Here is a 26,973-nt window from a genome sequence, read left to right as displayed (position 1 = left end):
TGGAAAGCCGCTATGAACCAGTTTGCGATCCTGTATGAAGATCGTTTCACCAGGCCAACCTGGTAAGTGAAGGCCTACCTGATGGCAGGCCGTTAAGAGCCCGAACACAAAAAACCTGACAGTCCCCAGGTATTGCATTTTGCCTCTTTGCTCAAGAGCAAAACACAAAAGCTAAATCTTAAAATTGCTCCACATTGCATTCGGAGGTACAGATGAAAGTAGCGTCAATAGTGATCGGATCAGTACTTTGTCTTGCCGGTTGTGCACCGGTTTACCAGGCGCCCCCAGTAGAGTCACGAGCACTTCTGCGCTTGTCGCCAGCCATTCACATATTCCAGTACTTTGATAACGGAGAAGACTGCACTGAACCGCGGCGATTCACTGGCTCCAATCCTTATAATAGGGAGAACCGAACGTTACCTATTCCCAGCGGCCGTCGCATCGGGCTAAAACTCTTCGTGGTCGGCTCAGGTCCATCTTTATGCGATATCATTTTATCGTTTATTCCCCAGACAGGGCGTCTGTATGACGCACAAATGGAACTGCGCGGTGATCGATGCTATGCGAGTATTGTGGAGCCAAATCGAGATCCTGCAGATACCGTCATAGAAATCTCAATGAAGCAGATGAAGCAAGGCTTTGGAAGCTGTAGCTATCAGAATAAGTAATTGCGGTGAGGTGAACATCAATTGCTTGGCGTTAATCACTGGGTGATGCGCGATGGAGGGAGCGGGCGTTCAAAAGCGCGGTATTATGGTTGATCGCGTGGGGTCGGTTCAGAAGACGCAAGCGATGCCAAAGAACAGTTGGAGTCTTTTTTGCGCAGTTCCGATCCATTATCCAGATCAAGGATCAGGGTCTGGCGGCACGCTATGACAGACTGAACGACGAATACGACGACAGTAAAGCCGCAGCCTTCAGAACCAGGGTTGGGGCCAGAGTCAGTAGGCAGCGTTACGCTTTTTGCAGACGCTGGAGCCAACCTGACTCCAGCGTCCCAGCATGGCCTTGCGGCCAAAAATCAAACCTTGGACCTTAGCTCTGCGGCTTGATCAGGAACTTCTCTCCGGTAGCTTGCTTGCCGTATACCGCCATCGACTCCAGTTTCAATGCACCGGCCAGAGACACTTCGTGAGTGTAGCTACTGGCGAAGGTGGTTTTGATTTCGGCGGCGATGCGCTTGCGCATGGCGACGACAGTGTCCTTGTTCAGTTTGCCTAAGGCATTGAACAACAAAAAGCCGTTCACACCCCAGGCAAAACCAAAGCTGCGGTTCAGTGTGATGGGGCCGCGATCAAGGCCGCCATAGATATACACCTGTTTGAAGATGGTAGATCCATACACGCTGTATTCAGTGATGTCGCGCGATACGGCGGCTTCCATGCAGGTGAGAATATCACTGGCCAATTTACCGCCACCGATGGGATCAAACGCGATGGTCGCGCCGGTGTCGATCAGTGCCTGGGTCAGGTCGGCCATAAAGCTGTCTTTACTGGAGTTGACCACATACTTGGCACCCTGGTCGCGCAGCAAGGTTTCCTGCTCTTCCTTACGGACGATATTGACCAGATCGATGCCGTCGGCGATGCAGATGCGGTTGAGCATTTGCCCGAGGTTAGAGGCGGCGGCCGCGTGCACGATAGCCTTGTGACCTTCGGCGCGCATGGTTTCTACCATTGTCAATGCCGTCAGCGGATTAACAAAGCTGGAAGCGCCCTCTTCCGCAGTGGTACCTGGCTCCAGCTCCAGACAGCTTTGCGCATTGGCACGCAGGAATTTGCGATAGCTGCCACCGCCGATGAAGGCGACAGTTTTGCCCATCAGGGCTTGTGCAGCGGCGGATGAACCCGCTGCGACGACAGTACCGGCGCCTTCGTTGCCAACAGGTATTGCCTTGCCAATCCGCTTTTTAACCGCGCCCATAAACTTGGCCGGCACATCGGCATTGATGACTGGGCGCTCGTCGCTACCGGATTGCTTGGCAGTGGTCATATCGGCCGCACTGAACATCACGCCCAGGTCAGATGGGTTAATCGGGGCGGCTTCGATGCGGATGATTACGTCGTTTTCGCCGGGCTCGGGAATCTCGATCTCGCGCAGGGCAAGTTCTAGTTTGTTGTCTTCGCTAATGGTGGAAATCAGTTCGATGTTGGTATCTGACACTTTTATTCTCCTGAATAAGGTAGGTGCTTTGGCGCTGCGCTAATCGTTGTTAGCGCGCAGAACGAGCGGCATGCCCTAAGCGCCTGGGTGACCCGCGTCGCTGAACTGTCTGATCGTAGCGGAAAACGAGAGTTCAGATTCACATTTTCATCCGGCGTTAATGTTCACCTGCCCGTAGTCTAAGCCGCCTGTCATCTAGCGCAAAACCACGGCCAAAGAGCTAACTAAAATCCAGCCTAGCGCCGGGTAGCAAGCGTTGGGGGTTAATGGCGCATGCGTTGGTAGATGACCGAAACGAGCCTGATGACAGAAAATGGCATTGCTCCGACGCTCAGCTGATCGCTATTGTGAATGACGGAGCATGATTGCGCTTGTTGGCAACCAAGGTAGGTATCCAGCTGTTATGGCTTGTAGTGCCCTAACAACAGCTACTCAAGTGCATGACCGCGAGCGCGCCGCTTTTTTGGGTAAAACTGAGTTAATCTCAATAATAACAACGCATACGTAAAGGAACGCTGATGGAGTTCGATATCAACCCGCTAACGATTCTAAAAGATCAGCTGAATAGTGCTTTAACGTCCTTTATTGAAAGCGCCCCGCAACTCATCGCCGCGCTGGCTTTTTTGTTTTTTACCTGGTTGATCAAGGTCATCGTGGTGAAAGTGTTCATTAAAGCGACCACGAGATCGGGTTTGCGCCCGTCTTTGCAGGAAGCCTTGCGCAAAATCATCGTCATTGGCATCTGGGGCATCGGTATTTTGATTGCGGCAATGATTGCGATGCCTGGCTTAACGCCGACCAAATTATTGGCTGGCCTGGGGATTGGGTCTATCGCCATTGGCTTGGCATTCAAGGATACCTTCGAAAACCTATTGGCCGGGCTGCTGTTATTGATGCGCGAACCGATGCGCATTGATGACTATATTGAATGTGAAGACGTGGAAGGGCAGATCAAGCACATCAGCATCCGCGATACCTATATCCGCCGCACTGATGGTGTGCTGACCATCGTACCTAACGGTTATCTCTACTCCAATCCGTTGCGTATTTTGACCGACCAGACATCAAGGCGCATTACCATTCAATGCGGTGTTGGTTATGGCGAAGACGTAGATGAAAGCCGCGAGGTTATTCGTGCAGCGGTAGAAGGTGTTGGTGCGGTCAATAAAGATAAGCCGGTACAGGTTTTTGCTCAGGGCTTTGGCGCCAGCTCAATTGATTTTGAAGTGACATGGTGGACCCAGAGTAAACCGGTCGATATTCGCGAATCGCGCGATCAGGTAGTCGCGGCCATTAAACGGGCTCTGGACGAGGCCGGTATTGAAATTCCATTCCCGCAAAGAACCCTTACATTCAGTGGCCCCGTGCCCTTTGCTGGAAAAGACCAGACAGACTCGTAACGCCCGAATGGCCATGGTCTGATGTCAGCTGCGCTTTAAGCTGGCGTTGACGACAACGTCGGACGACCGGCTTTCTGTTCTATGACAGGTGTTTAGGCGCGCCGCCCATGCCTATAATGGCCGCCTATCCGCGAGATTGGCTTCAAGACTAGGGTGTTTTGACGATGGTTTTCAGCTTTCACAGCAACGTGTCCCTATGATCATGTACTGGTTCAACATACTCCGTGCCGCGATCAAAAACTGGCTCGATAGCCAGGCCTTTATTTATGCGGCTGCACTGGCATTTTTCACTGTTTTTTCCATCGCGCCGGTGCTGGTCGTGGTGGTTGCGCTGGTCGGCCTGGTTATCGGCGAGAGCGCGGTTAAGGGTCAGCTTTTTGCGCAGTTGGAGGGGACGCTCGGTCCAGAAGCTGCAGAGACAATACAAACTGCAGTGGCTAATTCGCAAATCGACCAAAGCGGCATCTGGCCGGCGCTGATCGGGATTATTGCCACCATCGTGGGTGCCACCACGGTGTTCGCAAAGATGCAGCAGTCGCTGAATCAGATCTGGGGCGTCGCGCCCCGCCCTACTCGCAACAACCTGTGGCTATTTGTCAAAAGCCGGTTGTTGTCGCTTACTATTATCCTGGCAATCGGCTTTATTCTGCTGGTGTCGCTGATGTTGTCCGTCGTTTCTAGCGCCATTATGGCCTACGCCAAAGACTGGCTACCTATTCCCGGGGGAACTATGGTCGGGGTGGAGTTGGCCCTGTCGCTGTTAGTTACCACGCTGTTGTTCGCTGCGATGTTCAAGATCCTCCCCGATGTGCTGCTATCGTGGCGCGAGGTGTTGCTGGGCGCGTTCATTACCGCTTTATTGTTCATGGTGGGCCGCACCCTTATCTCCATTTACTTAGCCTATACCGCGACGGCATCAGCCTACGGCGCCGCAGGCTCCCTGGCACTACTGCTGCTGTGGGTTAATTACTCTTCGATGATCCTGCTGTTCGGCGCGGCCTTCACGCGAGCCCATCTGGAGGGCAGCGGTAAGCACGTGCGTCCCAAGAGCACGGCGGTACGGGTACAGCGGGAATTGATAGGTGACGCGCCGCTAAGCTGAGTATTGATCGCGGCGTCACCAAGGCCAGCCGGCAGCGTGCTCGCACCGGTTAGCTTTGATGTGTGAGCAGTCGTTGCTCACCTGTCGGGGGCCTGTAAAACGACCAGTGTATTCCAAAGCCGGATTACCGGCTAGCGGGCAGAAAGCATTCCCTTATCAACTATCCCAAAATCACCACTGGTTATACGCCTGATAACATCCCCTAAAAACCCCTCACTGCCCTACTATGACCCTACAAAAACAAGAAGGAGCATAAGCATGAAAAAAGGGATTATCTCGATCGTATTGCTGCTGGTAGTGGGATGCAGCGTGTTCTGGGCGACGGCCGACAAGGATATGCGGGGGCTGGTCTTGAGCTTCCCTACTGACGGCAATGTACTTTTCTGGTCTACAGCCCAGCGCGATGCTGGCTTTCGTGCGCTGGACCGCGTCCCCGCCTTGAGTGACTCGCGGGTTATTGCGGCTGGCGATAATGTGTACCCATTGCCTGAGGGCGCGCCGCTGGATGTTGGCCTGGATGTGGATGCCTATATGGATTCGCAGCGCGCCGCTGCCCTGGTGATCGTGCAGGACGGCAAGGTGCGGCTGGAAAAGTATGGGCTGGACTTTGGCCCTGAAGGGCGCTGGACCAGTTTCTCGGTGGCCAAGTCTTTTACCTCCACATTGGTCGGTGCCGCCATCAAGGATGGCTACATCAAGAGCATCGACGACATGGTGTCGGACTACATCCCCGACCTGAAGGGCTCCGCTTACGACAACGTTACCATCAAGCAGCTGCTGACCATGACCTCCGGCGTGGCCTGGAACGAGGACTACGCGGACCCGCAATCAGACGTAGCGCTGTTTAACTCGCACAAGGCCGAGCCGGGCGTGGATGTGACCGTGAGTTATATGCGCCAACTAAAGTCTGAAGCAGAGCCCGGTACCAAGTGGGTTTATAAAACCGGCGAGACCAATCTGATTGGCGTGCTGGCGAGTTCCGCCGCGAACAAAACCCTGTCTGAATACCTCTCCGAGAAAGTCTGGAAGCCCTTTGGCATGCAGCAGGACGCAACCTGGCTGCTGGGCTCCACCGGGCATGAAATCGGTGGCTGCTGCATGCAGGCTGCGACCCGCGACTTTGCCCGCTTTGGTCTGTTCATGATGGGTGGCGGTATCGCCCGTGGTGAGTCCGTATTGCCTGAGGGCTGGATTGCCGAGGCAACTACCAAACAGGCGGATATCGGTGTGCCCGGACACGGCTACGGCTATCAGTGGTGGACACTGGATGATGGTGCCTACATCGCCCAAGGGATTTTCGGCCAGGGCATCTTTATCGATCCCGCGCGGCAACTGGTAATTGCATCCAATGGCAACTGGCCGCAGGCGACAGACCGTCAAGGCGGCGACCAGGCTAAACAACGCCTGGCCTTTTACCGCCAAGTGCAAGCGGCCATCGACCGGGAAAAACAGCCCGAATAGCGATGTGAGAAGCGCGCGCTGTGGACTGAGTAGCATTTTCCGGAAGATCAGGTTGGCAGCGCGAACGCCCTATAGCACCATTCAACAAGCAGCAAACTACCCATTCACCAGGCAGTACTGACGCTCGCGCACTGATTTTTTCCCGAGCGATACGACTGCCACAATAGGGATATATAGGTTGCTGGAACACGGACAGTTTAACTTCAATAGAACTCATTCGGTGTCAGCGCGCAATGCGCCCTGGCGTAGGCATTGGTTGCCTTCCCTCCCGAAAGAACTCTTCACATAAGATTGCCAATGAAAAAAATACTATTCGCCGCAGCACTCACGACACTCAGCTCCGTTTCTTACGCCCAAAGCTCAGAAGAAAGCTCCGTAACCGAGGCTTCAAAATCAGTCGTATCGGGCATGGTCAGGTTCGGTAAAGACCTAATTGGTGGAGTGGACGATGGTATAGACGAGGGGCGCAAAACCGGGCTCAGTCAAGACGAAGCCATCATTATTGATAACGCTGACGACTTGCGTGCCCACATCGAGGGCACCGTCTTAAATGTCAATGCCGTTAGCGACGGCGCTTCATCTATTGAAGTAGGGTTCAAAAACAACAGCGACAAACCGGTCAGATTGATCAATCTGCTGGAGTCAGAGAATGTCATCGCGATTGACATGGACGGTTACGCGACAAACGTGACTATAGGCGCAAACCCATTGCAGGTTACGATTCCGAGCCGAACGGGCAGAAAACAAGCATTTCAATTTGCCATACCGGCAGAGTCAGTAAAAGAAATCAGAATCATGGGCGTAACATTCACCAGGCAAGACTGACCAGCCGCATGGAAGCAGCGCCTGCATCCCAGACCAGCTAGCGCTGCTAATCTGCCCTGCAAGAAAATCTGATCGCTCTTCTCGCGGGCAGGTGTTTTAACACATCGCTTACTGGAGGACTGCTTGGGACAGCGGCTAGCTGGAATCTCGGTCGCCCAATGTGATAGTTATTGCTTGGTCGTCTTCAGCCCGCAGCACACAATGCTCCGTGTATCACATCCTGTCGACTGCTACCCTGAGCGCTTCTACAAACCACTCGCTAGTGGACTCGCTCGTGCGCGACCCTAGCAACCAATACGAGGTAATCCCATGCACCTCAAAGGCTCTTGCCACTGTGGCAGTGTTCATTTCTCACTGGAATCGGCGCAGCCCTACCCGTTTAATCTCTGTTACTGCTCTATCTGCCGCAAGACGGCGGGCGGTGGCGGTTATGCAATCAACCTGGGCGGCGACTATCAGACGCTGAAGGTAGAGGGGCTGGAGCATGTGAAGGTGTATCAGGCGATGATGACCGATGACGACACCGGCGAGCGGCGGCAAAGCTCGGCCCAGCGCCATTTTTGCCGCGAGTGTGGCAGTGCCTTATGGCTGTGGGACCCGAACTGGCCAGAACTGGTACATCCGCTCGCGTCCGCTATCGATACACCCTTGCCGGTACCACCCGAGCGCACGCACCTGATGCTCGGCTCCAAAGCGCCGTGGGTTGAGGTGCAGGCCGGGGCAAATGACAAACTATGTGATCAGTACCCGCAGGAGTCGCTGGCCGAGTGGCATACCCGGCTGGGGCTTGGTAGCTAAGCCTATACACTTTAAAGTAGCCGCGTATTCGTGCCCGACTTGGGCGCCTGGCCAAACTCGATTGACCCTGATAACCATGCCAAAACTACTACTATGCCTGCTGTATATCCTTGCTCTGCCCCTGCAGGCCTCCAACCAAGAGCGTTCTGACTGGGCAACTGAATTTGCCGCGCAAAATGCCGTGGGCACCATCGTGGTGTTAGATGAGCGCGCACCCAACCAACCTGCCTGGGTACATAACCCGGAGCGCGCAGCGCAGCGCTTCTCTCCTGCCTCTACCTTCAAAATTCCCCACACGCTCATGGCGCTGGACGCCGGAGCAGTGCGCGACGAGTTTGAGGTATTCCCCTGGGACGGTGTTGAACACAGCTACGCAGGTCACAACCAGGACCAGACCCTGCGCACCGCCATGCGCAACTCAACCGTGTGGGTGTATCGCGGCTTTGCCAGCAACATTGGTGAGCCCAGGGCACGCGCCTACCTGCAGCTGCTGGATTATGGCAACGCCGATCCCTCGGTTACCCAGGGCGATTACTGGATTGACGGTAAGCTGGCGATCTCGGCGCAGGAGCAGATCCGCTTTCTGCAACAGCTGTATCGCAACAAGTTACCCTTCAAGATAGAGCATCAACGGCTGGTGAAAGATCTGATGATCGTCGAGGCGCAGCGCAACTGGATTCTGCGCGCCAAAACCGGCTGGGAAGGCCGTTACGGTTGGTGGGTTGGCTGGGTTGAGTGGCCCGAAGGCCCGGTGTTTTTTGCGCTGAACATCGATACACCCAACCGGATGGACGACCTGCACAAACGTGAAGATATTACCCGCGCTATTCTGCGCAACATTCAGGCGCTGCCGACACCAAGTCCGCAGCAGCCTTAAAGAGAATCCTGGCATCGTCATTCACCTTCCGGCCCTGCTCTAGCAGCACTAAGACGCGACCCTGCTTCAGTGACCTGACTTCAAGTCGCTTCGAGCTGAGCTGCGCCAAAAGGCTGAAAACCTCACCTGCGGCACGCAGGGCAAGACCGGCTCAGGCAACCTTGAAAAAGGCCATTTTTTGCGTCAGCCCATCGGCCAGGCGCGACAGCTCCTGGCTTGACGTATCCACCTGCTCAGAGCCAGCTGCCGACTCCACGGTAGAGCTATGAATGCGGTTGATATTTTGCGCAACCTCCTCAGTGACCGTGCTCTGCTGCAGCGCTGCACTGGCGATTTGCGCGTTCATTGAGTTTATTGCACCCACCTCTTCACTGATCTTGCTCAGGATGCCTTGGGCATTGCGCGTTGCTATCACGGTGCTGTTGGCCAGCTCGCAGCTGTTGCGCATGGTCCGGGCAGAGGCTTCGGTTCCGGTCTGCAACGCGCTGATCATGTCACGGATAGTCTGCGTGGATTGCTGTGTCCGGTTTGCCAAAGAGCGAACTTCATCGGCTACCACAGCAAATCCGCGACCGTGCTCCCCAGCCCTGGCCGCCTCTATCGCGGCATTCAATGCCAGCAAATTGGTTTGCGATGCGATTGAGTTAATTACCTCAATAACGCTTTCGATCTTCTCGCTGTCTGTCGACATTTGCTCGACGTTTACCGTGGTTTCTGCAATGGCTGCCGCAAGCTGCTCGATGGCCTTTGTGGTGTCGGCAACCACCTGGTTGGCGCTTTCTACTTCTGCGTCAGCCAGTCGGCTTGCGTCTGCGGCGTTGGCGGCGTAGCCAGACACCTCATTGACCGTTGCCGCCATCTGTGAAATGGCCGCTGCGACCTGCTGGGCCTCACGGGTTTGCAGGCTTATTTGCTCTTTGTTCATGGACGAGGTGGTCAACAGCTGTGTTGAAGACTGATTAACCTCGTGCGCTGCGCTGCGAACCTGGGTCACCGTTTCGGCCAAGCGGTCGAGGGCTGTCTTGAGCACATCCATCACGCTGTTGGGGTAGTCGGTGGTTATGCTCTGCTGCAGGTCTCCTGCTGCAAGGCGACGTATCGCCGTTGCCACTTCGGTAGGATCAGCGCCAAGGGTTGATTTAACGAAGCGAATAATCACGGTAGAAAGAATGATACTGAGCAGCAGCGCGATAGCCGTGGCCACCAGCATGACACTGACAAAGCCACTGGCAGTGGACTTAACGAGGGCCAGCTCCACCTCTATGGACTCCCCTTCGTAGTCAATCAAGGCGTTAACGCGCTTTAACCACTCGGTGTAATAGCCAGATGTCTCTTTGAGCAGCAGCGCCTGCGCGTCTGCAATATTGCCGGACTGACGCAGTTCAATCAGCGCCTTTGTGGAGCGTAGTGCTTGGGTTTCTATCGCCTGAATTGAGCGCAGCAAGGTCAACTCCTGCGCGCTGACGTTAGGGCTTTGGTATAGCTCGTCCATCAGCGCCGCCGCCTTACTGTAATCCCGTTCAAGGCGGGTAACCTCTGCCAAGTGCGCATTCATGTCACGGTTATTGCTTACCAGGACGGCGTCACGAATGGCGATAGCCCGGTTGTGCACACTGCCACGGAAGTCGATTGCGTAGCGCTGCACCTTAGCCGCGTTCTCGCTGACTTCTTCCAGGGTCGCGTCAATGAACCATACGCGCTGAATACCGATGGCGGTGATCAAGATAAGCAATGATACGATTGCGGCAAAGCCAAGACCTATGCGGGCCGCGAGTGAGAGATTCTTTTTCATCTAGGGTGCTCGGCTGGAATGATGGCAGTGATGACCGGCGGAGGCTCCGAACCAGGAGGCAAACCGGGCTGGTAAGTACCTTATGTGTAAACCTGATAAAGACCCAATTGAAACTGCCATGAACGGCCATAGGCATTACCTATAGTGGCACCTAGCCATATTCACGCTATACCTCTGATTCAACGGTGAAATAGCGCTCTGTTCAGCTGCTGTTCAGCAAGCATTCAGCCTATGTTCAGCAGACGCCATGCAATATGACTCTCGAGCTTTGATACATCCACTGTGTTTCGAGAGGCATTCATGAAATCGACTATTTCCAAGCTGATTCTGGCAACTCCCCTGGTGTTCGGCATCGCAACCGCTGCCCATGCCGACGAAAACTTTGCAGGGCTAACCTGGGGCCAAACCAGCGATAACATTCAAAAGTCATCGGAGTTGAACGCCAACCTGGACAACCCGAAATTCGACAAAGTCATCAACAAAGAGAACACCTGGGGCGTGCGCGCCGGCCGACAGAACGAGACCGGCCGTTACTATGCGACCTACGAGTACATGTCGGGCAGCAACAACGGTTATAAGCTGCGCCAGCAGAACCTGCTCGGCAGCTACGATGCCATTTACTCGCTGAATGAAAATGGCACCAAGGTGTTTGGTGGCGGCACCCTGGGTCTGGTCAAGCTGGAGCAGAACAGCCCTGGCGTCTCACGTGACAGCGATATAGGTTATGCTGCCGGCCTGCAGGCAGGCCTGCTACAGGAAGTCAGCCAAAATACCTCGCTGGAGGGCGGTTATCGTTATCTGCGCACCAATGCCAGCACTGAGTTCGCCCCGCACGGCCAAGGCAAAGCCGGCTCAGTTGACCTGCACAGCAGCGGCGAATGGTATCTGGGGGCAAACTACGCGTTCTGAGGTTACTGTTGCTATGCCGAGCCACCCCACGGGGTGGCTAGGTTGTGTTCATGATAAAGAGGGTATGCAACCATGAAATTGCTGGTCGTGGAGGATGAGGCGCTGCTGCGTCACCATCTCTATACCCGACTCGGCGAACAGGGCCACGTGGTGGACGCAGTGGCCAACGCCGAAGAGGCGCTGTATCGCGTCGATGAGTACCATCATGATCTGGCGATTATCGACCTCGGTCTGCCCGATATCAGCGGTCTGGATCTCATCCGGCAGCTACGCAGCCAGGACAAGACCTTCCCTATTCTGATTCTGACCGCGCGCGGCAACTGGCAAGACAAAGTCGAGGGCCTGGCCTCGGGTGCCGACGATTACGTGGTTAAGCCCTTTCAGTTCGAAGAGCTGGAAGCCCGCCTTAATGCGCTGTTGCGCCGCTCGTCAGGCTTTATTCAATCGACTATAGCAGCCGGCCCACTGCTACTGGACCTGAACCGCAAACAAGCGCAGATTGATGGCGCCGGCATGAATCTAACCGCTTATGAATACCGCATTCTTGAGTACCTTATGCGTCACCAGCAACAAGTAGTACCCAAGGAGCGATTGATCGAGCAGCTCTACCCTGATGACGAAGAACGCGACCCCAATGTGATCGAGGTATTGGTCGGCCGCCTGCGCCGTAAGCTGGAAAGCACTAACGGTTTCAAGCCGATAGAAACAGTGCGCGGTCAGGGTTATCTGTTTACCGAGCGCTGCCGATGACATTACGTCTCAGGCGTGTGAAAGAGCGCTGGGGATCATCCCTGCGCCTGCGCCTGATGTTTGGCAGCGCAGTGCTGGCGGTGTTGTTTATGACCGCCCTGCTACCGCTATTGCGCAGCGCTTTTCTGATCGCCCTGGAGCAGACGGTAGAGCAACGCCTGGCAGCGGATGCGGGCGCCCTGATTTCTGCTGCTCGCACCGACGATGGCAAGCTGACCATGCCCAGCAAGCTGCCCGATGAAGAGTTTGATATTCCCGACGCCAAGCTGTTGGGTTTTATCTATGACCGCGAGGGCAACTTGATCTGGCGATCGCGCTCGTCCCGGGGCATTGCTTTTGACTACCTGCCCCAATACGACGGCGGCGGCAACCGGCTTTTGCGCATCTACGACAGCAAAGGTAAGGATTTCTACCTATACGATGTGGAGGTAGATCTACTTCGCGGCGAAAGCGCCGCATTCAGCATTGTCACCCTGCAACCGGCGAGCGACACCAAGGCGCTGTATCGCGGCTTCACCACGCAGCTCTACCTGTGGCTGGGGCTTGCTCTGCTGCTATTGCTTGGCTTGCTATGGTTCGGTTTGACTTGGGGCTTTCGCAGCTTGCGCGGGCTGCGCAAAGAACTGGATGAAGTCGAGAGCGGCAACCGCGAGCGCCTCAGCGACAAGCATCCTAGCGAGCTGCTACGCCTGACCGGCTCGCTGAACCGGCTACTCGACAGTGAACGTCAGCAGCGCGAGCGCTATCGCCATTCCCTGGATGATCTAGCGCACAGTCTCAAGACACCTTTGTCCGTGCTGCAAGGGGTCAGCGAGGTCATCGCCGCCAAACCAGAGAACCGTGAACAGACACGAATACTACAGGGCCAGATAGAGCGCATGAGCCAGCAAATCGGCTATCAGCTGCAACGCGCCAGCTTGCGCAAGAGCGGCCTGATCAGGCATCGAGTGCCCTTGCAGCAAGTGGTAAACAACCTCTGCGATGCGCTGGACAAGGTCTACCGAGACAAGCAGGTAACCGTGCAACGGCAATTCGATCCCTGGCTGGAAATCCCCATGGAGCGTGCTGCCCTGCTTGAACTGCTGGGCAACCTGCTGGAGAACGCGTATCGCCTTTGCTTGGGCCAGGTGAGGATTCGCGCCAGCATTGCTCAGGGTATCTGTGAGCTCTGTGTAGAAGACGACGGTCCCGGCGTGCCGGTCGATCAACGCGAGCGCATTTTGCGCCGAGGCGAACGCCTGGACGCCCAGCATCCGGGCCAGGGTATTGGCACCGCCGTGGTCAAGGACATCCTCGAAAGCTATGAAGGCGAGTTGTTTGTTGAGGAGTCTGAGCTGGGCGGAGCTGCATTTAGAATCCGTATTTAGCCGCGGGCAAGCAGGTTAAAAGCTCACCTTGCTCTCGACTTCAAACCCACTACTTCAAGCCCATCCACTCGAGCCCAGTCCCTCAAACGCGCTGCTGCTTCCTCGCACTTTGCATGCCTCGCCAGGCTGACCAGGAGTAAAGCAACAGCGCCAGCCAGATAAGCGCAAAGCTGGCCAGTTGCACCGAGCTGATAGCCTCTTTGAAAACAAACACCGCTATCAAAAACTGCATGCTTGGGTTGATATACATAAGAAAGCCCAGCGTCGCCAGGCGCAAGCGCCGCGCTGCACCGGCGAATGCCAGTAGCGGAACCGCGGTAAACACGCCACTGGCGAGTAGCAGCATCAGGGTGCGCGCATCCTGAGTAAAGTGAGACAGCTCCAGCTGCGCCATTGCTGCCAGCGCCAGCAATGCCAGCGGCAACAGCAAAAGCGTCTCGACAAACAACCCGGACAACCCGTCCAGCAGGACCTGTTTACGCAATAGACCATAGGTGCCAAAGCTGAGCGCCAGTATCACGGCAATCCAGGGAATAGTACCGAGCAGCACCAGTTGCACCAGTATGCCCACAACCGCCAGCGCTACTGCCACACCCTGCAGGCGCGCCATGCGCTCGCGCAGAATCAGCATCCCCAGGGCTACATTGATCAGCGGTGTTAGAAAATAGCCCAGGCTGGCTTGCAGTACGTGGTGCGTTTCTACCGAGTAGATGTACACACCCCAGTTGAGCGCAATCAATACCGCACAGCCAGCGACCCGCCCCAACCGCCGGGGATGGGCCAAGGCGTTAACCACCGGAGCCCAGCGACGCATCAGCGTGATTAGCAGCGTCAGGAACACGCAAGACCAGACGATACGATGTACCAGTATCTCGTAGACAGGCACCCCATCAAACAAGGCAAAGAACAGCGGAAAACAGCCCCACAACATGTATGCGCTGACGCCATAAGCAATGCCCTGGCTGTTCTCGTCCAGTTTGATAGCCATTTAAAACGCGTTCCTGGTAAAGGTATGAAGTGCCGCCGATTCTACAGGCGCTGTAGCAACTGCCAACGATTCCTGACTTAAAACCCAACCGACCAGGTTGGTCGATGCTGGTTCGCCGATTGTAAGCGCTTGCAACGGCGCATTGATGAAAATATGATTCGTATACGTTACATATATATATCGTATAGCAAGGACCATTATGGGTATTGTTAAAATAAGTGAAGACCTGCACGAAGACATTCGCAAGGCCAGCTCGGTGATGGTCCGCTCGATCAATGCACAAGCTGAGTATTGGATAAAAATCGGCATGCTGGCCGAGGCCAATCCGGACATGTCGTTTTCTCAGATCATCCGCGAGCAAATGCAGCAGGCGGATATCGGTATAAGAAAGATCATCAATGTCTAAGGTCAAACTGAAGAGCGCGAAAGAACTGGAGCTGATGCGTGAGTCAGGTCGGCTGCTGGCCTCTGTTTTCGCTTACCTGGATGGCCAGGTGAAAACGGGCATGTCTACCATGGACATAAATGACCTGGTTGAACGCTACATTGTCGATGAGCTTGACGCGCGCCCAGCCAGCAAAGGCCAGTACGGATTTCCCTATAGCCTGAACACCTCCCTCAACCAGGTGGTGTGTCACGGCGTACCTGCCGACGATCAAACATTGCAAGAAGGCGACATCATCAACGTGGACATTACCCTGGAAAAAGGCGGTTTTATTGCCGACTCCAGCAAAATGTACCTGATAGGCGATGTGACACCGCTGGCGAAGCGCCTGGTCGATAAAACCTACGAGGCCATGTGGAAAGGGATCGAGGTGGTCAAACCCGGCGCGACACTGGGTGATGTGGGCTATGCCATAGCGCACCACGCCCATAAACACGGTTACTCCGTGGTACGTGATTTCTGCGGACACGGTATCGGCCGTGAAATGCATGAAGAACCTCAGGTGATGCATTTTGGTCAGCCGGGCAAGGGACTCGTTCTGCAAGAAGGCATGACCTTCACCATCGAGCCGATGATCAATCAGGGCAAAGCCAAGGTTAAGCAGAAAAAGGATGGCTGGACGGTAGTCACCGCAGACAAGAAGCTATCGGCGCAGTGGGAGCACACCATTGCCGTCACCGCAGACGGTTTTGAGGTACTCACACTGCGCGCCGAGGAAGGTGCCTAGCCACAAGGACTGAGCCAATGAATATGCGCACGTTTTCCGCCCAGACCGGGCTCTCGGCCTATACCATTCGGTATTACGAAAAGCTGGGGCTGCTGCCGGGCATTCAGCGTAACGCCAGTGGCCATCGCGCGTTCACTACCCAGGATCTGGAGTGGGTCCGCTTTATTGTGCGGCTCAAGGATACCGGCATGTCGCTGGACGACATTCTCACCTACTCCAGGCTGCGCGCACTCGGCAGCACTACCCTGGCATCGCGGCAAAAGATGCTGGAGCAGCACAGCGATGCGCTGAGAGCACGAATCGAGAATGAACAGCTGCACTTGGTCGCTCTGGAAGCAAAGATCCAACACTACCAATCACTCAAACCTGCTTGACCTAGAGTTAACTCCAAGATGCATGCTGGCTCCACACATACCCTAGTGGAGCAAAATCATGAGTAAAACGAGATACCAGACAGGCCTGGAAAAACTGACTGAGATAGATGGCGAGGCGGGGCACCAGGTAATTGAAAGCCTGAAGGATGTCTGCCCTGATCTGGCCAAATACACTATCGAGTTCCCCTTCGGCGATATCTACTCGCGCCCCGGGCTCGATCTGAAATCCAGAGAGATAGCGACCGTAGCCGCCCTCACCGCCATGGGCCATTGCGCCCCGCAGTTAAAAGTTCACGTCCATGCCGCCTTGAATGTGGGTTGCACCCCGGACGAAGTAAAGGAAACCGTATTACAAATGGCGGTGTATGCCGGTTTTCCCGCTGCATTAAATGGCATGTTTGTAGTGAAAGACGTACTGATTGAGCGTGGCTTGCTTTGAGTGCCGGCGATATCCGTCAGCGCTACCCTTTTCCGGCAAAGTGCTCTTGCTTGGACGGCTAGCGAACAGACCTTGGAGAGCAAAAACGGCTAGACTGAAGAGAGTCATTATCCTCCTTCACCAAGAGCGTTAAACCATGCATGCAGAGGGACACAAAACACACCGTATCGGCTGGCTTCGCGCAGCGGTACTAGGCGCCAATGACGGCATCGTATCTACCGCGAGTCTGGTGCTGGGTGTTGCGGCTGCCGGGGCAGACTCACGCAGCATTCTGGTAGCTGGCGTGGCGGGGCTAGTTGCCGGGGCAATGTCGATGGCGGCTGGCGAATACGTTTCCGTCAGTTCCCAGGCCGATACCGAACGTGCTGACCTGGCACGCGAAACAGAAGAGCTGACGACCAACCCCGCGTTCGAACAAGCGGAGTTGACCGCTATTTACGTCAACCGAGGGCTTGAGCCCGCCCTCGCCTCCCAGGTGGCGACCGAGCTGATGCAGCATGACGCATTGGGCGCTCATGCGCGTGATGAGCTGGGCATCACCGAGTCGGTCTCCGCCCGCCCCATACAGGCTGCTTTTGCTTCCGCGGCAACCTTTACTGTCGGAGCAGCGCTTCCGCTACTGATGGTTCTTATCTTTCCAGCGGCGACACTCATGTGGGCAGTATCAGGCAGTTCACTGTTGTTTTTAGCACTGCTGGGGGCGGTATCCGCTAAGGCAGGCGGAGCGCCGGTCATCAACGCTGCCAGCCGCGTTACCTTCTGGGGTGCCTTGGCGATGGCGCTAACCGCAGGTGTCGGTGCGCTGTTCGGCGTGGCAGTTTGATCATCCGGGTGGTGTGGGCTGGTTAGCGCTAGCTGGAAGCGCAGAATAACAGCACACGCGATTGCGCCCGCCAGCCTTGGCGGCGTAAAGCGCTTTATCCGCCAGCCCCAGTAAGGCATCGAGACTGGCCGCTCTGTCTGGTTTAAGACAGGCCACCCCAACGCTGACCGTTAGCACCAGCTCCTCGGTGTCCAATATCAGCGGAGTCGCTGCGATGCTGGCGCGCAAACGCTCGGCAACTTCGGCAGCCGACTGTTCAGTGGTGTTTTCCAGCACTACCGCAAATTCCTCACCACCCACCCGCGCGAGAATATCGGTGTCCCTGAGTGCCTGCAGTGCCATCTGTGCCAGATGCACCAGAGCACGGTCACCGGCGGCATGACCATAGGTGTCATTGACTGTCTTGAAGTGGTCGGCGTCAAACATGATCACCGCTAATGGGCTGTTCGACCGCACCGCTTTTTTCAAGGCAGTCTCACCCAGTTTAAAGTAATGGCCGCGATTATTCAGACCAGTGAGTGAATCGGTATGGGCAGTTGCTTCAAGCTTGAGATTGGCATGCTCAAGCTCTTGCGTGCGCTCAGCAACGCGCTGCTCCAGATGGGCGTTAAGCTCATTCAACTCTCGCGTTTTATTAGCCAGGCTACGAATCAGGTCACGCAGTACCGACGACAGCGTTTTGACCTCAGCGTAATCGTCGCGCAAGCGAATCAGGGTATCCGGTTTTTCAGGGTCCAGGTGACTGGCTTCTGCCGTCATCTTCAGCAAGGGGCGCGTAGTCCAGCGCGCCACTAGAGATACGAATAAAAGCAGGATCGGAGCGACCACCAAGCCCACCATAATCAAGGATGTGCGCAGGTCTCTGGCAGTAGTAAAGGCATCAGCTGTTGGCTTGCGAACCAGAACCCACCAGTTGAAGCTTTCATATTCCCCTCTGCCTTGCAGGCGAGTGAAGCCAACGAGATAGTCCTGCGTTTCGGTCGGGGTGTCGTTGAACGCAAGCGCTGTGGTCAGGTAACCCGACTCCACAGTTTTCATTCTGTTAATCAGTGCCTCAGGCAGCGCCTGACGCACGCTGCCAGGCGGACCAATCAGCACAGCGCCAGATTGATCAGCCACGATGAACTCTGCATTGAGCCGCTTGCGCATGGGCGTCATCAATGTGCGCCCCATGTTGGCAACCCAGTCCAGATACAAATGCGCGCCCAGCACGCCCAAAAGCGTTCCATCTTCAGATCGCAGCGGAACCGCCAAGTCGAGAAAGCGCAGTGGCGCGGAGGTGGGATTATAGAGTTTTTCGGCCAAGAGAATGGCGTCATGGGCATCGCCCATATAAGGCTGCTTTAGTGCTTGCTTGAACCAGGGCCGCTGACTTACGTCTGCGCCCCGCAGCAGCCCGCCGTTACTCTCTATGACCATACCGGCAGGAGAAACAAGGCCAACCCAGGCGTAACTGGAAAAGTTATGCTGCAGTGCGTCTATAACCGGGGCAATCTCGGCCTCGCGCCCCGACTCTAGTAACGGGCTAACAAAGGCGGAAACGACTTTAAAATCGTTATAGCGTTCATACAAATCGAGATCGATCTTATCTCTGAACTGAATCGCTATTTCTTCCAGGTTTTGACCGGTCGATTTTCGCAGCGCGTCAACCGCAAGATCGCTGACTACCCAGGTGCTTGCTGCCGTGGCAACAAAGGCCAGGCCGCCAAAGAGTAGGGTAAGCCGACTTTTAAGCGTATTCATAATGTTTACTGAGGCAACCCTGCATAACGTCTGATGTGCAGATCATGGTGCCACTATAGCCACCCTTGCCCCTTGTCGGCTGGCCAAAGCCCGTGCTTTCGACGTTTTAAACCAGTTCACGCTTCTCGCGCCGTGCCGCTTGAATGTCCTTGATCGTCGCCACACCGATGACAGCCAGTACAAGCAATGAGACCAACGGCCAAACCAGCACGTAGGCCGCCAAGATAAATGTTTGCATGTGTATCCCTGTTATCAGGCTGGTGCGCGTCTGCGCACCAGCGGATGGTTAGTATTGAGCTTAGGCTTGTGCTTCAGTCTTGGCCGGATCGTAATTGATTACGTTTTGATCAATCTGCGTAAAGTCGAACTTGCTGGAACCCAGCAAGCTCACAGCGATACAAACAAGCGTGCTGACGCCATACGCCATCAGCGATGCCAGCAGCACCGTGTAGTCGCGCAGGAAGCCAACGCAGAGGAAGGCCAACCCGATGGCGCTCAGCGCGCCAACGATCAAGCCAACACGGCGGCCGCAGAAGCCAAAGGTCATCAGGCCGAGCACTACACCACCACCAACGGCAGCCAGCAGCTCAAACAGCACCGCAATGAAACCTGCCATTGGCAGCAGCTCAAAGCGCGCGACGCAGAACATCAACAAGCCAGCAATGACCGCTGAAGTGAAGGCCAGATTAGTGACGCGATCCCAGAAACAGCTGGCAATCACCGGGAAGACAATGGCCCCCCAGAGGGCGCCGACAAACACCAGCATAATCAGGATGTCCATCGAGAAGCTGGCGAGGATTACCCCGATCAGGGTCGCGACAATCATGGTCAGACGGCCAATAAACAGCATTTTGGTGGGATCAGGTTTGTTCTTGGCGATGTTTTTACCGTACACATCAGCCATAACAATCGCCGACATGGCGGAGAGATCGGAATCAGCCGTCGAAGACAACGAACCGATCACCAGGATGAAGAAGAGCCCGATAAACACCGGAGACAGGTACATGGATACCATTTGCGGTATCAGGTTGTTCATGTCGCCATCGATAGGCTTCATACCGGTCATCAAGGCCATCAAACCAATCATGCCCAGGCCAATCACGATTGCCCCGTAGCCGATAGTGGCGGTGATAAAGGTCGGTTTGATGTGGTCTTCACGTACCGCAAACAAGCGTTGTGAGATGGTCTGGTTACCAATCGCATAAGCCAGCACCGCAACAAAGAAAGGTGCGCCCTGCTTGAGAATCGCGTCCATGGAAAACAGGTCTGCCTGTTCTGGGGTTAACAGACTCATACCATCAGACAGCGTTTGCGGGCCGCCGAGCGCAAAGAGCACGGCGGGAATGATCAGAATAGCCACGGCCATCATTGCCATCAGCTGCGCAAAGTCGGTGAGGACGGAGGCGCGAAAGCCCGACCAGAGGGTGTAAGACAGCACCCCTACCCCGGCGATCACCACGCCAGCCTGGAACGATAAGGGCGAAAGCACGGAAACCAACGCACCCGAAGCGGTGAAGTTAACCATCAGGCTGATAATACTGCCAAGTATGTTGGAGGACGCCAGAATAAGCTGACTGGAAGAGCCATGCCGAGCATGGATCAGCTCGCCCAGCGTGTGTGCGTTCGGTGCCAATTCACGAAAGCGACGACCAAAGGGATAGATGAACAAAATCATCAAGGCGCCCCACAGCCCGTAATGCAGTGGGCCAGAAATACCGTAGGTATAACCTGAGGTAGCGGCACCATAGAAGGATGCAGCCCAGATCCAGGTAGCGGTCATGCTAGCAGCGCCCAGACCAAAGCCGATCTGATGGTTGGACACCATGAAGGCGTCGGTATTTTCCTTTTTCTTCTTGATCAGCAAGGTAAGCAGATAGGTCCCGCCATAAAAGGCTGCCAGCAAGATAAGCACGGTCAGTGTCGAGAACTGATAAAAATTTTCTTCGTTCATTGAGTACCCATAGGCTTTGCAGCCTGATCGTCCTTTGTCGCAGCCAGAATCCCACGCAAGGAGCGGCCGCCACGGGGCGTAAGCAAAAAACAGAACATCTTTCTAGTTATGTCTGCAGCGAGATGATGACCACGCTGGGTGGTCGGGTAACGCAAAAGTCCGGCGTATTAAACGCAGTGATGGCGGGGGCCAAAAGCTACTCACATTGAGCCGAAAAAGATCACTGCCAAGGCCAACCCGGACGGCTACCCTACGTGCTCAAGGCGACCCCGTCCAGACATTGAGCCCAGCAAACAACGCAACAGCGACTGGCACCCGAACCAGCAAAGTCTTGAAAAACGCCGGTAAGCACCGCGTTGCAAGCGCTCGAGGCAAAAGACCAGGCTCGTGCAAACTTATTCTCGGAAGAAGCCACCATAAACCGCAGCAATGAAGCTTGAGCAATTGCCAGTTTGCTGGTATCTCAAAAGCACGATGCGGCTTGCTGCCACTGCCTATTTTACGGGCAACACCGTGAGCCAGCATCGTTTTCCTGCAAATTGGGAGGCGTCATCATGACACTACACGCAGCTGATTTTATTGCCCGCAAGGGTAAACACCCCATTACCATGCTGACCGCCTACACCTGCCCGGTTGCCCGCGGCATTGAGGCGGCCGGCGTTCCGGTAATTCTGGTCGGCGATACCGTGGGTATGGTGGAGATGGGGTTTGAGAGCACCCGTGATGTAACCCTCGAGCATATGGAGTATCACATTGGTGCCGTGCGCCGCGGCGCGCGTAATACCCACATCATCGGTGACCTGCCCTATCTCACCGATACAGATCCTGAAACGGCGCTGATCAGTGCGCAACGGCTGATCGCAGCAGGCGCCAGCAGCATTAAACTGGAAGGCCCCAAGGCTGAGGTCATTGCCCATCTGGTCGATAACGGTATACCGGTTGTTGGGCATACCGGATTGACGCCGCAGACCGCGACCTCATTCAAGAAAGTAGGCAATACCGATGCCGATGCGCAGCGCATTCTCGATGAAGCCAAACTGATCGAAAAAGCGGGCGCTTTTATGGTGGTACTAGAGCACATTCCCTACAGCCTGGGCGGCTTGATCAGCCAGTCAGTTGGCATCCCCACTATCGGTATTGGCGCAGGGCCGGATTGTGATGGCCAGGTGTTGGTGATCAACGATGCCTTGGGGCTGGGCGACTATTGGCCGCCGTTCTCCAAGCAGTACGCGCATGTCAGCGATACCATTCTCAAAGTAGCCCGGGCCTTTACCGCTGAGGTGGAGTCACTGGAGTTCCCCAACAACATCATCCAGCTCACCGGTAGCGGTAACCGCTAAAATCGGTTCACTCATGGCAGGCAGCGCGCAATGCGCTGCCTGCCATGAGAGGCCAAAAACCCGAACATAGTTGGAAAGCGTCTCACAATAAGCGACAATTTACCGTTCTGAACGGATATTGTTGAATGGATGCGTCCGCGTAGCCCCCTCTACGTTATGAAAGCTGCTTTCGCCTACTTGGCGACTAGCGCCTTTGTGTATCCCAACCCGCTTTAGATGCCCAGTGCTGATGCTCTCAGCACCCGATCATTTGACCAAGCAGGCGAACCGATGAAGTATCTTTCTCCGCTCTATCCCTTTCTGGCCGGCTGGGCCTTGCTGCTATCTACCGATGCGCTAGCCTATATCAGCCTCACCAACGGCTTACTACAATTGTTATTGTTTGCGTTGGTCGTCTGTTTACCCACGTGGCTAACCGGACGTATGTCATACGTTGATATAGGCTGGCCCTGGGGCCTTACGCTAATTGGTGTACTGACTTTTTTCCTGAGTGACGGCAACCCGATACGCGTCGCCATTGTCAGCGGCGCTTATGTGTTCGCAGGCAGTCGCATGGGCCTGGATGCCCTGCGCATGTGGCGATCCGGCGAGCTGAAAACCGAACTGCCGCGCTACGCGTTTCAGCAGCGCCGCTGGGAGCGCGCGGGTAAAACCAATATCAAACTGAGCATGCAGGTCGAAGGCATTCTTCAGGGGCTGGGGAACGCCTCATTTCTGGCGATGCCCGCGCTAATCATCGCCTCTAATCCGAGCAATAGCGTGTCAATCTTCGAGGTGATCGGGTTACTGCTATGGCTCATGGCTTTTGGTTTGGAAGCCCTCGCTGATCACCAGAAGCATACGTTTTTACGCGCTATGAAAGCCGCTGGCGAAACAAATAAGGTATGCAATGCAGGCCTTTGGAAATACAGCCGGCATCCTAACTATTTTGCCGAATGGATGGTTTGGAATGCACTGGTAGTCGCCTCTATTCCATCGTGGCTCGCACTATACGAGGGCGAGCGCCTGATGATTTGGTTGCTGCTGGGCGTCGGTTTGTTGTTTGCCTCGCGGGTTATGTACACCACCTTGGTGTATTACACAGGTGCCGTACCAGCGGAGTATTACTCGGTGAAAAAACGGCCTGAGTACAAGGACTATCAGCAGCGTACCAACCGATTTTTCCCCGGGCCGCGCAAGTAACCGCTGATTGCGCCGCGCTGCTAACCAAGGTGGCATGGTTATGTACTTGTGGCTGACGATACCAATCAAAGAAGCGCGATGGCATCGTCAGCAGTGTGCCACTTTCAAGCAAAAAACAGCCCAGGTGCTATTTTCTTTTTTTAGGTTACGCAGCAGAATCAGCAGTATCCCAAAGTGACATGCAGAGCCGTCATGGACGCCTACTTGCTATTTCTGATCGTTACCATTGCAACCGTGATGAGTCCCGGACCCGGAGTATTGCTGACACTAACCAACGCTATTCGTTTTGGCGTGTCCGGCGCGGTGGGCGGTATTATGGGACTCGCTATTGGTGCGTTCATTGTTGCCGGTGTGTCCGCTACCGGCCTGGGTATATTGCTGGCGACCTCTGCCCTCGCCTTCACCGTGCTCAAGTTTATCGGCGCTGCTTATTTGATTCACCTCGGAATCAAGCTCTGGCGTTCCCCGGCAACCCCGGTGGAAATAAGCGGAGGCACCCGCCGTAGTATCAGCAGACAGTTCATTCAGGGCCTTAGCCTGCAGCTGACCAACCCCAAAGCGGTATTTTTCTTCCTCTCGGTGTTGCCGCAGTTTGTCGATTACGATGCTGCCCACGTTCATCAGTTTGCGCTGCTGGTGGTGACCTATAGCCTGGTACTGGTGATTATTCATCTGATCTACGCTGGTCTGGCCAGGACCACCCGGCAGTGGCTGGCATCGCCTAAGGGCGGCCGTTTAGTCAATCGTTTGGGCGGCGGTACCTTTATGTGTTTTGGTGTTGGCCTGGCAGCGACCAGCCGCTGATCGGCCATACAAGCCCTGCTGTAAAAGACCGCACCACAGCAAACCGCTGACGAGCTCTCTACACTCACAAAAACATACTTGGGCCACCTAACCAGCAATGGCATCATTGCGCGCTGTTTTTGACTACCGAAGGTCGCCATGCTTGCACTCTTTTTTACCGCCGCCGCACTTGGTTTGATATTCAATGCAGCGCCGGGAGCCGTATTTGCCGAAACCGTTCGAGTTGGCGTGCATGGCGGCTTCCGTTCCGCTCTGGCGGTACAGGTAGGTTCGCTGGTGGGCGATGCCTCCTGGGCAATCCTAGGGTTGGCTGGCGTTGGCCTGTTGCTGCAGGCGCAAGCCCTGCAGCTTCCTATCGGGCTTGCCGGTACGGCCTATCTGCTATGGCTGTCCTGGGACTCCTGGACAGCAGCCAACCAGGAATTTCTGGTTGACCATAACAATGCCGCTGTCGATGCCCGCAAGGCCCTGCGCGCAGGCGTTTTGCTGTCGCTAACCAACCCACAGAACGTGGCCTATTGGGCCGCGCTCGGCAGCGCCATGGGCGCCGTCGGCGTCGCTGATCCGACCCTCACCGATTATGCCCTCTTCTTTGCCGGCTTCATGGCCTCCTCACTGCTGTGGTGTGTTGTCTGCGCTGGCATAGTCGATCGCATCTTTCGCAATGCCGGACAACGCTGGGCGCGCATGACCTATCGCCTGTGTGCGCTGGCCTTTCTGCTACTGGCGCTATCATCAATCAAACACCTGCTTGGCTTGCCTGCCCCCACAGTAAACAGCCAGATCAGTCAGCAGCTCGATCAGCAAGACCAGTAAACCGCACTGTTTCAATCACAAAAAAAGAGCAATAGCTGTACCGCTACGTCATCCCAGCAAGGCGCTAGACTCTGAATTCGTTAACACGTATACCGGGAGTGCAGATGAAGACCATCGGCATCATTGGCGGCATGAGCTGGGAATCAACCCAGACCTATTACGCGCAGATAAACCGCGGCATCAATCGGGCATTGGGCGGTCTGCACTCTGCTCGGCTGTTGCTCTACAGCGTTGACTTTGCCGAGATCGAGGCACTGCAACACAAAGGTGAATGGCAAGCCACCGCCGACATACTGATTCAGGCGGCGCGCACGCTGGAAATGGCTGGTGTCGATTTTCTATTGATCGCCACCAACACCATGCATAAGGTGGCCGCTGATGTCGGCGCACACGTCACTATCCCGTTGCTGCACATTGCTGACGCCACTGCCGCGGTGTTGCAGCAAGCTCAAGTCAGACGCATCGGGCTCCTGGGCACCGCGTTCACCATGGAGCAAGCCTTCTACCGTGAACGGCTGGAAGCCCAGGGCATTGAAGTGCTGATTCCGAACGCCGATGAGCGCGCTGATGTGCACCGTATTATCTATCAGCAACTTTGCCGCGGAGAGATTCGCGACGACTCCCGTCAACGCTACCTGAGCATCATCTATAATTTGGTCGCCGCAGGTGCCGAGGGCGTGATTCTCGGCTGCACCGAAATAGGCTTATTGATCAGCGCCGAACATACCTCAGTGCCGTTGTATGACACTACTTTGATTCACGTTGAGGCGGCTGTAAATCAAGCACTGCGCGACTGAACAGCAGCGTGATTAAAGCCATTCGCAATAGCATAGTCTGCGATAGCATCAGCATATAACTTCGCCTATTCTTGTAGCCCAGAAGCCGCAGGGCTAAAACACGGCTGACGTAGACAATCACCAGATATGGACAACCAGCTTGGACGACGGGACTCCCGCCGCCCGAGCCCCATGAGACGTTTATGCTTATTCCTTTGCTAGTCAATGTGCTGTTGCTCGGCGGCAGCATGGTGCTGTTTTTCGCCGCCTGCGGTATTGCCAATAATTGTGACGAGTTAAGCTCGTTGGAAAATCGTATTCTTGATAGTGCACTGTTCGTGCCTGGCAGCCTGCACCTGGTGACGCTGCTGCTGATGTTGCTCAGCGCGCTGGACTGGCTCCCGATTGAGGACCCCCTCTGGTTTTATCTGCCGGTATTGGTGAGCGCTTTTTATTGGCTCGCGCTGATTACCATGGATATGCGTAAGAACCGGTATCGCCAGCGCACCTGAACGCGCTGTCTTTGGGTGCCCGGAGTCAGTGCGGCATGCGATAATTTCCGGCTTCAAGCAAGGAGTCCATCATGTCTGACGTCGTTCAATACCCTGTTAACGGCAGTTGCCAATGCGGTGCCGTCACCTATCAATTGCATGCGGCTCCCAAGGCCGTAATGGCCTGCCACTGCCGCGAATGCCAGAAGCTCTCGACTAGCGCCTTCAGCATCACTGCCATCGTTGATGAAGCTGACCTCACCTTCAACGGCCCGCTATCTCACTGGAGCCGCGTCGCTGCCAGCGGCAACGTAAATGGTGCCGCCTTCTGTCCCGCCTGTGGCAACCGCCTTTATCACTACAGCCCAGCGCAGCCCGGGATTATCAAGCTAAAGCCCTCCAATCTGGACGATACAAGAATGATCAATCCGACCAGGCATGTCTGGGTGAGCGAAAAGCAGGACTGGGTTCAAATACCAGAAGGCGTCGAAGTCTTCGAGTATCAGCCCTGAGTAGCCTTTTTTAAGCGTTTGGCTAGCGCCGGCTAAACCGCGTGGTTTCTGAGCCCGCGGTACCAAGGAAAGTTAAGCGCATTGGCATCTGGCATGGCCAATCGGCGGAGTGATACAA

Annotated in this window: 26 protein-coding genes and 2 pseudogenes; 21 read left to right on the top strand and 7 right to left on the bottom strand. The window is 55.3% G+C overall.

All coding sequences use genetic code 11. From position 1 onward, the window contains the following. Positions 1 to 1,035 precede the first annotated feature (1,035 nt). Positions 1,036 to 2,163, bottom strand: coding sequence for a zinc-binding dehydrogenase (locus H4J77_RS09920; protein WP_123889758.1), 1,128 nt, complete (start codon positions 2,161 to 2,163; stop codon positions 1,036 to 1,038). A 518-nt stretch (positions 2,164 to 2,681) separates the two neighbouring features. Here H4J77_RS09920 and H4J77_RS09915 point away from each other — a divergent pair. The 6 genes and pseudogenes from H4J77_RS09915 to blaOXA all read left to right on the top strand — a co-directional run. After that, positions 2,682 to 3,563, top strand: a complete 882-nt coding sequence (locus tag H4J77_RS09915) for a mechanosensitive ion channel family protein (protein ID WP_123889757.1) — start codon at positions 2,682 to 2,684, stop codon at positions 3,561 to 3,563. Positions 3,564 to 3,759: 196 nt separating this feature from the next. After that, positions 3,760 to 4,665, top strand: coding sequence for a YihY/virulence factor BrkB family protein (locus tag H4J77_RS09910; RefSeq protein ID WP_123889756.1), 906 nt, complete (start codon positions 3,760 to 3,762; stop codon positions 4,663 to 4,665). Between the two features lie 258 nt (positions 4,666 to 4,923). After that, on the top strand, positions 4,924 to 6,126 hold the full coding sequence (locus H4J77_RS09905; protein WP_123889755.1) for a serine hydrolase: 1,203 nt from the start codon (positions 4,924 to 4,926) through the stop codon (positions 6,124 to 6,126). 297 nt (positions 6,127 to 6,423) lie between these two features. Further along, entirely contained in the window at positions 6,424 to 6,951 is a 528-nt protein-coding gene (locus H4J77_RS09900) for a hypothetical protein (RefSeq protein ID WP_123889754.1), read from the top strand. A gap of 309 nt (positions 6,952 to 7,260) precedes the next feature. Next, positions 7,261 to 7,749 (top strand): GFA family protein, encoded by a 489-nt coding sequence (locus H4J77_RS09895; protein WP_123889753.1) that lies wholly within the window; start codon positions 7,261 to 7,263, stop codon positions 7,747 to 7,749. 124 nt (positions 7,750 to 7,873) lie between these two features. Further along, positions 7,874 to 8,626 (top strand): annotated as a pseudogene (gene blaOXA / locus H4J77_RS09890) (class D beta-lactamase); the annotation flags it as partial. Positions 8,627 to 8,777: 151 nt separating this feature from the next. Here blaOXA and H4J77_RS20360 read toward each other — a convergent pair. Further along, a complete protein-coding gene (locus H4J77_RS20360; protein ID WP_404940768.1) occupies positions 8,778 to 9,485 on the bottom strand; it encodes a methyl-accepting chemotaxis protein in 708 nt (235 codons plus the stop codon). A gap of 426 nt (positions 9,486 to 9,911) precedes the next feature. Continuing rightward, positions 9,912 to 10,418: pseudogene (locus H4J77_RS20355) on the bottom strand (MCP four helix bundle domain-containing protein); the annotation flags it as partial. Positions 10,419 to 10,718: 300 nt separating this feature from the next. On the opposite strand from H4J77_RS20355, the gene H4J77_RS09880 reads away from it, so the two are divergent. From H4J77_RS09880 to H4J77_RS09870, 3 genes are all read left to right on the top strand, one after another. Then, positions 10,719 to 11,327, top strand: coding sequence for a hypothetical protein (locus H4J77_RS09880; protein WP_182248150.1), 609 nt, complete (start codon positions 10,719 to 10,721; stop codon positions 11,325 to 11,327). 72 nt (positions 11,328 to 11,399) lie between these two features. Beyond that, positions 11,400 to 12,077, top strand: coding sequence for a response regulator (locus H4J77_RS09875; protein WP_182248149.1), 678 nt, complete (start codon positions 11,400 to 11,402; stop codon positions 12,075 to 12,077). Beyond that, positions 12,074 to 13,444 carry an ATP-binding protein gene (locus H4J77_RS09870; protein ID WP_182248148.1) on the top strand — a complete coding sequence of 457 codons (1,371 nt, stop codon included), beginning with the start codon at positions 12,074 to 12,076 and terminating at the stop codon, positions 13,442 to 13,444. The genes H4J77_RS09875 and H4J77_RS09870 overlap by 4 nt, the downstream gene beginning before the upstream one ends. An 82-nt stretch (positions 13,445 to 13,526) precedes the next feature. On the opposite strand, the gene rarD is transcribed toward H4J77_RS09870, so the two are convergent. Further along, entirely contained in the window at positions 13,527 to 14,432 is a 906-nt protein-coding gene (gene rarD / locus H4J77_RS09865) for an EamA family transporter RarD (protein WP_182248147.1), read from the bottom strand. 199 nt (positions 14,433 to 14,631) lie between these two features. On the opposite strand from rarD, the gene H4J77_RS09860 reads away from it, so the two are divergent. The 5 genes from H4J77_RS09860 to H4J77_RS09840 all read left to right on the top strand — a co-directional run bounded on the left by H4J77_RS09860 (position 14,632) and on the right by H4J77_RS09840 (position 17,240). After that, positions 14,632 to 14,838: a ParD-like family protein gene (locus tag H4J77_RS09860; RefSeq protein ID WP_182248146.1), complete on the top strand. Its 207-nt coding sequence runs from the start codon at positions 14,632 to 14,634 to the stop codon at positions 14,836 to 14,838. Further along, on the top strand, positions 14,831 to 15,604 hold the full coding sequence (map, locus tag H4J77_RS09855) for a type I methionyl aminopeptidase (RefSeq protein WP_182248145.1): 774 nt from the start codon (positions 14,831 to 14,833) through the stop codon (positions 15,602 to 15,604). Before H4J77_RS09860 ends, map begins: the two co-directional genes overlap by 8 nt. Positions 15,605 to 15,621: 17 nt before the next feature. After that, positions 15,622 to 15,978, top strand: a complete 357-nt coding sequence (locus H4J77_RS09850; protein ID WP_182248143.1) for a MerR family transcriptional regulator — start codon at positions 15,622 to 15,624, stop codon at positions 15,976 to 15,978. A 55-nt stretch (positions 15,979 to 16,033) separates the two neighbouring features. Next, complete coding sequence (locus H4J77_RS09845) at positions 16,034 to 16,417, top strand: carboxymuconolactone decarboxylase family protein (protein ID WP_404940767.1); 384 nt, start codon at positions 16,034 to 16,036, stop codon at positions 16,415 to 16,417. Positions 16,418 to 16,553: 136 nt separating this feature from the next. Next, on the top strand, positions 16,554 to 17,240 hold the full coding sequence (locus H4J77_RS09840) for a VIT family protein (protein WP_182248139.1): 687 nt from the start codon (positions 16,554 to 16,556) through the stop codon (positions 17,238 to 17,240). Here the strand turns inward: H4J77_RS09840 and H4J77_RS09835 are convergent, their stop codons facing one another. The 3 genes from H4J77_RS09835 to H4J77_RS09830 form a co-directional block, all read right to left on the bottom strand. Further along, on the bottom strand, positions 17,241 to 18,983 hold the full coding sequence (locus H4J77_RS09835) for a diguanylate cyclase (RefSeq protein WP_182248137.1): 1,743 nt from the start codon (positions 18,981 to 18,983) through the stop codon (positions 17,241 to 17,243). It lies immediately after the preceding gene. Between the two features lie 106 nt (positions 18,984 to 19,089). After that, positions 19,090 to 19,221 carry a putative transporter small subunit gene (locus H4J77_RS19755; RefSeq protein WP_218565761.1) on the bottom strand — a complete coding sequence of 44 codons (132 nt, stop codon included), beginning with the start codon at positions 19,219 to 19,221 and terminating at the stop codon, positions 19,090 to 19,092. Positions 19,222 to 19,281: 60 nt separating this feature from the next. Then, on the bottom strand, positions 19,282 to 20,934 hold the full coding sequence (locus H4J77_RS09830; RefSeq protein ID WP_123889739.1) for a sodium:solute symporter family protein: 1,653 nt from the start codon (positions 20,932 to 20,934) through the stop codon (positions 19,282 to 19,284). 554 nt (positions 20,935 to 21,488) lie between these two features. On the opposite strand from H4J77_RS09830, the gene panB reads away from it, so the two are divergent. The 7 genes from panB (at position 21,489) to H4J77_RS09795 (ending at position 26,855) form a co-directional block, all read left to right on the top strand. Next, positions 21,489 to 22,274, top strand: a complete 786-nt coding sequence (gene panB / locus H4J77_RS09825; RefSeq protein ID WP_123889738.1) for a 3-methyl-2-oxobutanoate hydroxymethyltransferase — start codon at positions 21,489 to 21,491, stop codon at positions 22,272 to 22,274. Positions 22,275 to 22,544: 270 nt separating this feature from the next. Next, positions 22,545 to 23,456 carry a DUF1295 domain-containing protein gene (locus H4J77_RS09820; RefSeq protein ID WP_182248135.1) on the top strand — a complete coding sequence of 304 codons (912 nt, stop codon included), beginning with the start codon at positions 22,545 to 22,547 and terminating at the stop codon, positions 23,454 to 23,456. A gap of 192 nt (positions 23,457 to 23,648) precedes the next feature. Continuing rightward, on the top strand, positions 23,649 to 24,260 hold the full coding sequence (locus H4J77_RS09815; protein ID WP_123889736.1) for a LysE family translocator: 612 nt from the start codon (positions 23,649 to 23,651) through the stop codon (positions 24,258 to 24,260). A 138-nt stretch (positions 24,261 to 24,398) separates the two neighbouring features. Beyond that, a complete protein-coding gene (locus H4J77_RS09810) occupies positions 24,399 to 25,076 on the top strand; it encodes a LysE family transporter (RefSeq protein ID WP_182248133.1) in 678 nt (225 codons plus the stop codon). 104 nt (positions 25,077 to 25,180) lie between these two features. Then, positions 25,181 to 25,873, top strand: a complete 693-nt coding sequence (locus H4J77_RS09805; RefSeq protein WP_182248131.1) for an aspartate/glutamate racemase family protein — start codon at positions 25,181 to 25,183, stop codon at positions 25,871 to 25,873. Positions 25,874 to 26,055: 182 nt separating this feature from the next. Then, a complete protein-coding gene (locus H4J77_RS09800; RefSeq protein WP_182248129.1) occupies positions 26,056 to 26,364 on the top strand; it encodes a hypothetical protein in 309 nt (102 codons plus the stop codon). 71 nt (positions 26,365 to 26,435) lie between these two features. Then, the gene (locus tag H4J77_RS09795) at positions 26,436 to 26,855 is read left to right on the top strand and encodes a GFA family protein (protein ID WP_123889732.1); all 420 of its coding nucleotides are present in this window, start codon (positions 26,436 to 26,438) and stop codon (positions 26,853 to 26,855) included. Positions 26,856 to 26,973: the final 118 nt, after the last annotated feature.

Source organism: Pseudomonas sp. 5Ae-yellow (assembly GCF_014077575.1).
Taxonomy (GTDB): domain Bacteria; phylum Pseudomonadota; class Gammaproteobacteria; order Pseudomonadales; family Pseudomonadaceae; genus Halopseudomonas; species Halopseudomonas neustonica.
This window is presented reverse-complemented; position numbering and strand designations above follow the sequence as displayed.

What these genes read in the sequence shown, in the direction of transcription:
- H4J77_RS09915 (WP_123889757.1), top strand. Translation starts at nt 2,682, where the DNA reads ATGGAGTTCGATATCAACCCGCTAACGATTCTAAAAGATCAGCTGAAT.
- H4J77_RS09910 (WP_123889756.1), top strand. Translation starts at nt 3,760, where the DNA reads ATGATCATGTACTGGTTCAACATACTCCGTGCCGCGATCAAAAACTGG.
- H4J77_RS09905 (WP_123889755.1), top strand. Translation starts at nt 4,924, where the DNA reads ATGAAAAAAGGGATTATCTCGATCGTATTGCTGCTGGTAGTGGGATGC.
- H4J77_RS09900 (WP_123889754.1), top strand. Translation starts at nt 6,424, where the DNA reads ATGAAAAAAATACTATTCGCCGCAGCACTCACGACACTCAGCTCCGTT.
- H4J77_RS09895 (WP_123889753.1), top strand. Translation starts at nt 7,261, where the DNA reads ATGCACCTCAAAGGCTCTTGCCACTGTGGCAGTGTTCATTTCTCACTG.
- H4J77_RS20360 (WP_404940768.1), bottom strand. Translation starts at nt 9,485, where the DNA reads ATGGCGGCAACGGTCAATGAGGTGTCTGGCTACGCCGCCAACGCCGCA.
- H4J77_RS09880 (WP_182248150.1), top strand. Translation starts at nt 10,719, where the DNA reads ATGAAATCGACTATTTCCAAGCTGATTCTGGCAACTCCCCTGGTGTTC.
- H4J77_RS09875 (WP_182248149.1), top strand. Translation starts at nt 11,400, where the DNA reads ATGAAATTGCTGGTCGTGGAGGATGAGGCGCTGCTGCGTCACCATCTC.
- H4J77_RS09870 (WP_182248148.1), top strand. Translation starts at nt 12,074, where the DNA reads ATGACATTACGTCTCAGGCGTGTGAAAGAGCGCTGGGGATCATCCCTG.
- rarD (WP_182248147.1), bottom strand. Translation starts at nt 14,432, where the DNA reads ATGGCTATCAAACTGGACGAGAACAGCCAGGGCATTGCTTATGGCGTC.
- H4J77_RS09860 (WP_182248146.1), top strand. Translation starts at nt 14,632, where the DNA reads ATGGGTATTGTTAAAATAAGTGAAGACCTGCACGAAGACATTCGCAAG.
- map (WP_182248145.1), top strand. Translation starts at nt 14,831, where the DNA reads ATGTCTAAGGTCAAACTGAAGAGCGCGAAAGAACTGGAGCTGATGCGT.
- H4J77_RS09850 (WP_182248143.1), top strand. Translation starts at nt 15,622, where the DNA reads ATGAATATGCGCACGTTTTCCGCCCAGACCGGGCTCTCGGCCTATACC.
- H4J77_RS09840 (WP_182248139.1), top strand. Translation starts at nt 16,554, where the DNA reads ATGCATGCAGAGGGACACAAAACACACCGTATCGGCTGGCTTCGCGCA.
- H4J77_RS09835 (WP_182248137.1), bottom strand. Translation starts at nt 18,983, where the DNA reads ATGAATACGCTTAAAAGTCGGCTTACCCTACTCTTTGGCGGCCTGGCC.
- H4J77_RS19755 (WP_218565761.1), bottom strand. Translation starts at nt 19,221, where the DNA reads ATGCAAACATTTATCTTGGCGGCCTACGTGCTGGTTTGGCCGTTGGTC.
- H4J77_RS09830 (WP_123889739.1), bottom strand. Translation starts at nt 20,934, where the DNA reads ATGAACGAAGAAAATTTTTATCAGTTCTCGACACTGACCGTGCTTATC.
- panB (WP_123889738.1), top strand. Translation starts at nt 21,489, where the DNA reads ATGACACTACACGCAGCTGATTTTATTGCCCGCAAGGGTAAACACCCC.
- H4J77_RS09820 (WP_182248135.1), top strand. Translation starts at nt 22,545, where the DNA reads ATGAAGTATCTTTCTCCGCTCTATCCCTTTCTGGCCGGCTGGGCCTTG.
- H4J77_RS09815 (WP_123889736.1), top strand. Translation starts at nt 23,649, where the DNA reads ATGGACGCCTACTTGCTATTTCTGATCGTTACCATTGCAACCGTGATG.
- H4J77_RS09810 (WP_182248133.1), top strand. Translation starts at nt 24,399, where the DNA reads ATGCTTGCACTCTTTTTTACCGCCGCCGCACTTGGTTTGATATTCAAT.
- H4J77_RS09805 (WP_182248131.1), top strand. Translation starts at nt 25,181, where the DNA reads ATGAAGACCATCGGCATCATTGGCGGCATGAGCTGGGAATCAACCCAG.
- H4J77_RS09800 (WP_182248129.1), top strand. Translation starts at nt 26,056, where the DNA reads ATGCTTATTCCTTTGCTAGTCAATGTGCTGTTGCTCGGCGGCAGCATG.
- H4J77_RS09795 (WP_123889732.1), top strand. Translation starts at nt 26,436, where the DNA reads ATGTCTGACGTCGTTCAATACCCTGTTAACGGCAGTTGCCAATGCGGT.